Here is a 6,903-nt window from a genome sequence, read left to right on the forward strand (position 1 = left end):
AGCTTAGGTTGATGAACGTTCGCCACAGCCGACCGCAAATCGGCCATTTCGATGCCGTCGTCCCTTCCTCAGGTTGGACAGCGATTTAGAGCCATACTAAGCATCGGCCCGGGGGCTGTCTTGCCGGCGACTGAACCGTTTTCCGTTAACGAGCGTGTGCGAATCAAACGTGACACAACGTACTGACATCGCGATCGTCGGTCGCGCCTGCCGGCTCCCCGGCGCGCCGAGCGTCGACGGTCTCTGGCAGCTCCTGACGGAGGCGCGCTGCGCCGTCGGCCGCATTCCCGGGGACCGCTGGTCCCTGGACCGCTTCGGGCATCCGCGGGCGCAGGAGCGCGGCAAGAGCTACACCTGGGCCGCCGGCGTCCTCGACGACATCTGGTCGTTCGACCCGGCGGTGTTCGGCATCTCGCCGCGCGAGGCCGAGCAGATGGATCCGCAGCAGCGGCTCCTGCTCGAGCTGACTTGGGAGGCGCTGGAAGATGCGGGCATGCGCCCCTCGAGCGTCGCCGGCAGCCCGATCGGCGTGTACGTCGGCGCCTCGTCGCTCGATTACGGCAACCTGCGCATCCTCGACGTGCCGTCGGGCGACGCCTACGCGGCGACCGGCAACACGCTCTCGATCCTGTCGAACCGGATCTCGTACATCTTCGACCTCAAGGGTCCGAGCTTCACCGTCGACACCGCCTGCTCGTCCTCCCTGGTCGCCCTCGACAACGCGGTCGCCGCGATCCGGTCCGGCCGCGTCGACACCGCGGTCGTGGCCGGCGTCAACGTGCTGGCGAGCCCCTTCAACTTCATCTGCTTCTCCAATGCGCAGATGCTGTCGCGCACCGGGCTGTGCCAGGCCTTCTCGGCCTCCGCCGACGGCTACGTCCGCTCGGAGGGCGGCGTGGTGCTCGTGCTGCAATCGGCGGAGGCCGCGCGGCGCGGGGGCTCGACCGTGCGCGGCGTGATCGCCGCGTCCGGCGTCAACTCGGACGGGCGCACCACCGGCATCTCGCTGCCGTCGGGCTACGCGCAGGGCGCGCTGCTGGAGCAGGTCTACCGCGAGGCCGAGATCGACCTCGACGATATGGCCTTCATGGAGGCCCACGGCACCGGCACGCCGGTGGGCGACCCGATCGAGGCCTCCGCCATCGGCGGCAAGATCGGCAAGGGCCGCAAAAGCCCGCTGCCGATCGGCTCGATCAAGACCAACATCGGGCACACCGAGCCGGTCTCCGGCCTCGCCGGCCTGCTCAAGGCGAGCCTCGCCCTCGAGCACGACCTGGTGCCGCCGTCGCTGCACTCGGCCGAGCTCAACCCCGACATCCCCTTCGCCGAGATGAACCTGCACGTGGTGCAGACGGCGCTGGCGATCCCGCGCGGCGCGCGTCAGCGCTTCGCCGGCGTGAACTCCTTCGGCTTCGGCGGCACCAACGCCCACGTCGTGCTGACCGATCCGGCCCCGGTGGCCACGTCGGCCTCCGCGGCCCGCGCGCCCGAGGTGCTGCTGCTCTCGGCCCAGAGCCGCGCCGCCCTCAACGAGCTCGCCCTCGACTATGCCGATCGCTTCGACGCCGCGGGCCCTGCCGAGGCCGATCGGATCGCGGCCGGCGCCGCGCATCGTCGGGAGCGCCTGTCGTCCCGCCTCGCGATCACCCTCGACGGCAAGGCCGACATCGCCGCCGAGCTCCGTGCCATCGGCGAGGCCGAGGACTCGGCCGTCGCGCTCACCGGCACCGCGATCGACCGGGCGGCCGACGTCGCCTTCGTCTATTCCGGCAACGGCAGCCAGTGGGCCGGGATGGGCCGCGAGGCCTATGCCGAGAACGCGGTGTTCCGCGCGGCCTTCGACCGGATCGACACGCTGTTCGCTGCCTACTCGAAATGGTCGCTCAAGGCGGCTTTGGACGCCGAGGACCTCGACGAGCGCCTGGCACTGACCAGCGTCTCGCAGCCGCTGATCTTCGCGATCCAGAGCGCCTCGACCACCGCCCTCCGCGCGGCCGGCCTCGCGCCGAAATTCGTGCTCGGGCACAGCGTCGGCGAGATCGCCGCGGCGGAGGCTGCCGGGATCCTCAGCCTCGAGCAGGCGGTGAGGGTCATCTTCTACCGCAGCCATCATCAGGAGACGACGCGCGGCCAGGGCACCATGGCGGTGCTGCTGATGCCGGCCGAGGAGGTCGAGGGCTTCCTCGAGGATTACCCGACCCTCGACATCGCCGCCTACAACAGCCCCAAGGCCGTCACCGTGGCCGGGCCCGTCGCCGCGATCGACGCCGCGCTCAAGGCGCTGTCCCGCAAGCGCCGGCGCGGGCGCAAGCTCGACCTCGACTACGCCTTCCACGGCCGGTTCATGGACCCGACCGAGAAGCCGCTGCTGCGCGACCTCGCCGGCCTGAAGCCGTCGCCCGGAACCACCGCGATGGTCTCGACGGTGACCGGCGCGGTGCTCGACGGCGGCCAGTTCGGCGGCACCTACTGGTGGCGCAACATCCGCGAGCCAGTGCGCTTCTGCGAGGCGGTGCAGGAGGCGACCCGCCAGGGCGCCCGCATCTTCGTCGAGGTCGGCCCGCGCGCGACGCTGATGTCGCATATCGGCGACGCGATCGAGCCGCTCGGCATCGACAACGCCACCGTCGGCGTGATGCACAAGAAGGCCAGCGGCGGCGATCCGATCGCCCGCGCGCTGGCGGCCGCCCTGGTCCAGGGCGCGGCCGTGGACGAGCGGACCGTCTTCGGCGACGCGCCGGCCGGCGCCCTGAACCTGCCGGCCTATCCCTGGCAGCGCCGCCCCTTCCGCCTCGGCGACACCACCGAAAGCCTGGGTGCGGCGACCCCGCGCGTATACCACCCGCTCATCGGCTCGCGCGTCCAGGTCGACGGCCTGGAATGGCACGGCTTCGCCGACATCGCCACGATCCCCGAGCTCGACGACCACCGCATCGAGGGCCAGGCGATCATGCCGGGCGCCGGCTTCGTCGAGATGGCTCTGGCCGCCGTGCGCGAGGCCCTGCGCATCGACCACGTCGTGCTCGCCGAGTTCGAGATCCACTCCCCGATGGTGTTCGGCGAGGAGGCCCTGCGCGAGGTCGCAGTGCGGATGTCGGGCTCCGGCAACGCGGTTCAGGTCCTGAGCCGCCCGCGGCTCACCCCGTCGCCGTGGCAGCTGCATGCCTCGGCCAAGATCGTCGAAGGCACCTTCGCGCCGCCGGTGCGGCCCGATGTCGAGATGCCGTCCGAGGACGTGCTCACCGGCGACGAGCTCTACCTGCGCGCCGAGGCGGCCGGGCTCGGCTTCGGCCCGAGCTTCCGCCAGGTCGCGGCGAGCGCCCGGATCGACGACGTCACCATCGTCTCCGACCTCGTTCCCGCCGAGGCCGACCCGCGCTACGGCCTCGTGCCGGCCCGGCTCGACGCCTGCTTCCACGGGCTGATCCTGCTGTTCGCCGACCTGCTCGGCGAGAATGCCGGCAAGGCCTACATCCCGGTGCGCTTCGGCGAGGTCCGGCTGCTGCGCCCCGGCGCCGCGATCGCGCGGGCCGTCATCCGGACCCGGCGCTGCAACGAGCGCTCGATCCTGGCCGACTTCACCATCCTCGACGCCGAGGGCGAGGTCGTCGCCACCATCCGCGAGGGCCGCTTCCAGGCGCTGCGCGCCAAGGGCGGCGGCGACCTCGCCGCCTACGCGATCACGCAAGCGGCGGAACTCGCGACCGAGCCGACCGCGATCGCGATGGACCGCCGGTCGAGCATCGCCGCGCTGTTGAAGCCGGCCGCCAAGGCTGCCCGCGCCGCATCCGGCGCCCCGCTCTCGCCCGGGCATCTCCTGCTCGAGGGCTGGGCGACCTCGCTCGCCTACCGCCTCGCCTCCGGCCTGAAGCAGGGCGCCACCGTCGCGATCGACGCGCGCGTCCCGGACGAGATGCGCCCGTGGCTCGTCAACGCGCTCTACGCCCTCGAAAGCAGCGGGCTCGCCGAGCAGGATGGCGACGTCTGGCGTCTCGGCGACGGCGACGCGCTGCCGGCGCCGACCGAGATCATGCGCTGGATCGCGGCCGACCATCCCGAGCTGTCGGCCGAGCTGGTCCTGCTGGCCGATGTCGGCGCCCTGGTCGATCGCCTGCTCGCCGGCACCCTCACCGAGGCTCCGAGCCTGCCGCAGAATGCGCTCGACGCGTTCACCCTGCGCAGCGCCACCGCCCGCGCCTCGGCCGACGTCGTCGCCGGGATCGCCGAGGCCTGCGGCGGCATGCTGCCGAAGGACCGGGCGCTCCGCCTGCTCCAGGTCGGCTTCGGGCCGTTGTCCGCCCAGGTCGCGGCCTTCGCCGAATCCGCCGAGGCGCGCCTCACGGTGTTCGACACCGACCGGCGCCTTGCGGAGCGCGCCCGCCTCGCCCTCCCCCGCGGCGTCGCGGTGATCGAGGCCGCCGAGGACCTTCCGGCCGCCGGCTTCGACCTGATCCTGGCCAGCGGCGCGTTGCATCGCGGCGAACGCGACCTGCCGCAGCGGCTGGCCAACGCGCTCGCCACCGGCGGCCTGCTGCTCGCGGTCGAGCCCGGCGCCTCGCTGTTCCGCGACCTCGTCTTCGGCCTGATCCCCGGCTGGTTCGAGGCCGGGCTCGGCGACATGCCGGTCGGCCGCCTCGACGACATCCCGGGCTGGCAGCGCACCCTCAGCGCCACCGGCCTCGTCAGCGTCGCGGTCGACCGCGCCGCCTCGGTCAACGGCGACGACCTCCTGCTCGTCGCCGAAGCGCCGCCCCGGCCCGGCAAGGCCGCCGCGCAGACCTTCGCCTTCGTCATCGGCTCGGACGACGAGTTCGCCGCCGAGACCGCCTCGTCGCTCGCGACCCTGCTCGTCGCCGCCGGCGTGCACGTCTCGATCATCCTCGACTCCGAGGCCTCGCTGCTGGAGCTGGAGCGCGAGACCCCGGACACGGTGGTGTTCCTGGCCGGCGCCTTCACCCGCGGCGGCGATGCCGCGGCGCGGTTGCGCGAACGCTGCCTCAGCCTGAAGCGCTGCACCGAGCATCTCGGCGCGCGCCAGACCAAGCTCTGGGTGGTCTCGCCCGGCGCGACCCGCGACGGCGGCGGGCAGGCCGCGTCCGTCGAGGCCGGGGTCTGGGCGTTCTCGCGTACGCTGGCCAACGAGATCGCGACGCTCGACGTGCGCCGCATCGACCTCGCCCCCGAGATCGGCTCGAAGCGCGCGGCCGAGCGCCTGCGCGACCTGATCCTCTCGGGCACGCAAGAGACCGAGATCGTCCTGGACGACGACCGCACCCGGGTGATCCGCTTCCGTCCCGGTCACACGCTCAGGCGGATCGATCCCGAGGCGGTGCCGGCCGAGGCCGCCCGCCTGGAGCGCAGCAACACCGGCGGCCTCAACGAGATGGTCTGGGGGCCGGCGATCCGCCGCGCGCCGGGTGCCGGCGAGGTCGAGATCGCCGTCGAGGCGACCGGCCTGAACTTCCGCGACGTGCTCTGGGCGCTCTCGATGCTGCCCGAGGAGATCCTGGAGGACGGCTTCGCCGGCCCCCGCCTCGGCCTCGAATGCGCCGGCCGCGTCGTCGCGGTCGGTGCCGGCGTCCAGGCCTTTAAGGTCGGCGATCCGGTCGTGGCCTTCGCGCAGTCCGGCTTCTCGACCCACATCGTCGTGCCCGAGCTGGTCGTCGCGCCGTCGCCCGCCGGCCTCGATCCGATGGCGGCGGCGACCGTGCCGGTCGCCTTCCTCACCGCCTATTACGGGCTGGTCTCCTGCGCCCGGCTGCGCCGCGGCGAATGGGTGCTGGTCCACGGCGGTGCCGGCGGCGTCGGCCTCGCCGCCCTGCAGATCGCCAAGCTCAAGGGAGCCCGCGTCATCGCCACCGCCGGCTCGCGCGAGAAGCGCGCGCTGGTCAAGGCGCTCGGCGCCGAGCACGTGCTCGACTCGCGCTCGCTCGCCTTCGTCGACGATATCCGCGCGCTCACCGGCACCGGCGTCGACGTGGTCCTGAACAGCCTGTTCGGCGAGGCGATGGAGCGCTCGCTCAACGCGCTGAAGCCGTTCGGCCGGTTCATCGAGCTGGGCAAGCGCGACTACGTCGCCAACACCCATATCGGCCTGCGTCCGTTCCGGCGGAACCTGAGCTACTTCGGCGTCGACCTCGACCAGGTGCTGCAGCACCAGGGCGACGACGGCGCACGGATGTTCCGCGAGGTGATGGCGCTGTTCAACGACGGCGGCCTCAAGCCCCTGCCCTACCAGCCGTTCACCGCCGACGAGACCTCGGACGCGTTCCGGCTGATGCAGCAATCGGGACACGTCGGGAAGATCGTGATCGCGCCGCCGAAGCCCGGCCGCGTGCTCACCGCCCGCAACACGCCCTTAACGGTCTCGACCCACGGCGTCCACCTGATCACCGGCGGCCTCGGCGGCTTCGGTGGCGTGGCGGCCCGCTGGCTCGCCGAACGCGGCGCGAAGAACCTCCTCCTCGTCGGCCGCAAGGGCGCCGAGTCCGACGAGGCCAAGGCCGTCGTCGCCGACCTGACCGCCCGCGGCGTGACGGTCGCGGCCACGCCGTGCGACATCACCAACCGCGTCGCGGTGGATGCATTGCTCGCCGGGATCGAGGCGTCGGGCCGCAAGCTCGCCGGCGTGATCCATGCGGCCGCCGTGCTGCAGGACGGCCTGATCGCCAACCTGGACGCCGCCGCGCTCGACGCGGTGATCGGCCCCAAGGTGATCGGCGCCCAGAACCTCGACGCCGCGACGCGCGACCGTGCGCTCGACTACTTCGTGGTGTTCTCCTCGGCCACGACCTTCATCGGCAATCCCGGCCAGGGCGCCTACGTCGCGGCCAACGGCTTCATGGAGGGGCTGGCCCGCCAGCGCCGCCGCCGGGGGCTGCCGGCGCTGGCCGTCGCCTGGGG

General features: G+C 72.6%; 1 protein-coding gene. It reads left to right on the forward strand.

Features of this window, described 5'->3' with window-relative positions; translation table 11 throughout:
* Positions 1 to 169: 169 nt before the first annotated feature.
* On the forward strand, positions 170 to 6,903 hold a 6,734-nt coding region (locus tag FV230_RS08595; protein ID WP_187275446.1), incomplete at its 3' end, for a type I polyketide synthase.

It is taken from the genome of Methylobacterium sp. WL6 (assembly GCF_008040095.1).
Taxonomy (GTDB): domain Bacteria; phylum Pseudomonadota; class Alphaproteobacteria; order Rhizobiales; family Beijerinckiaceae; genus Methylobacterium.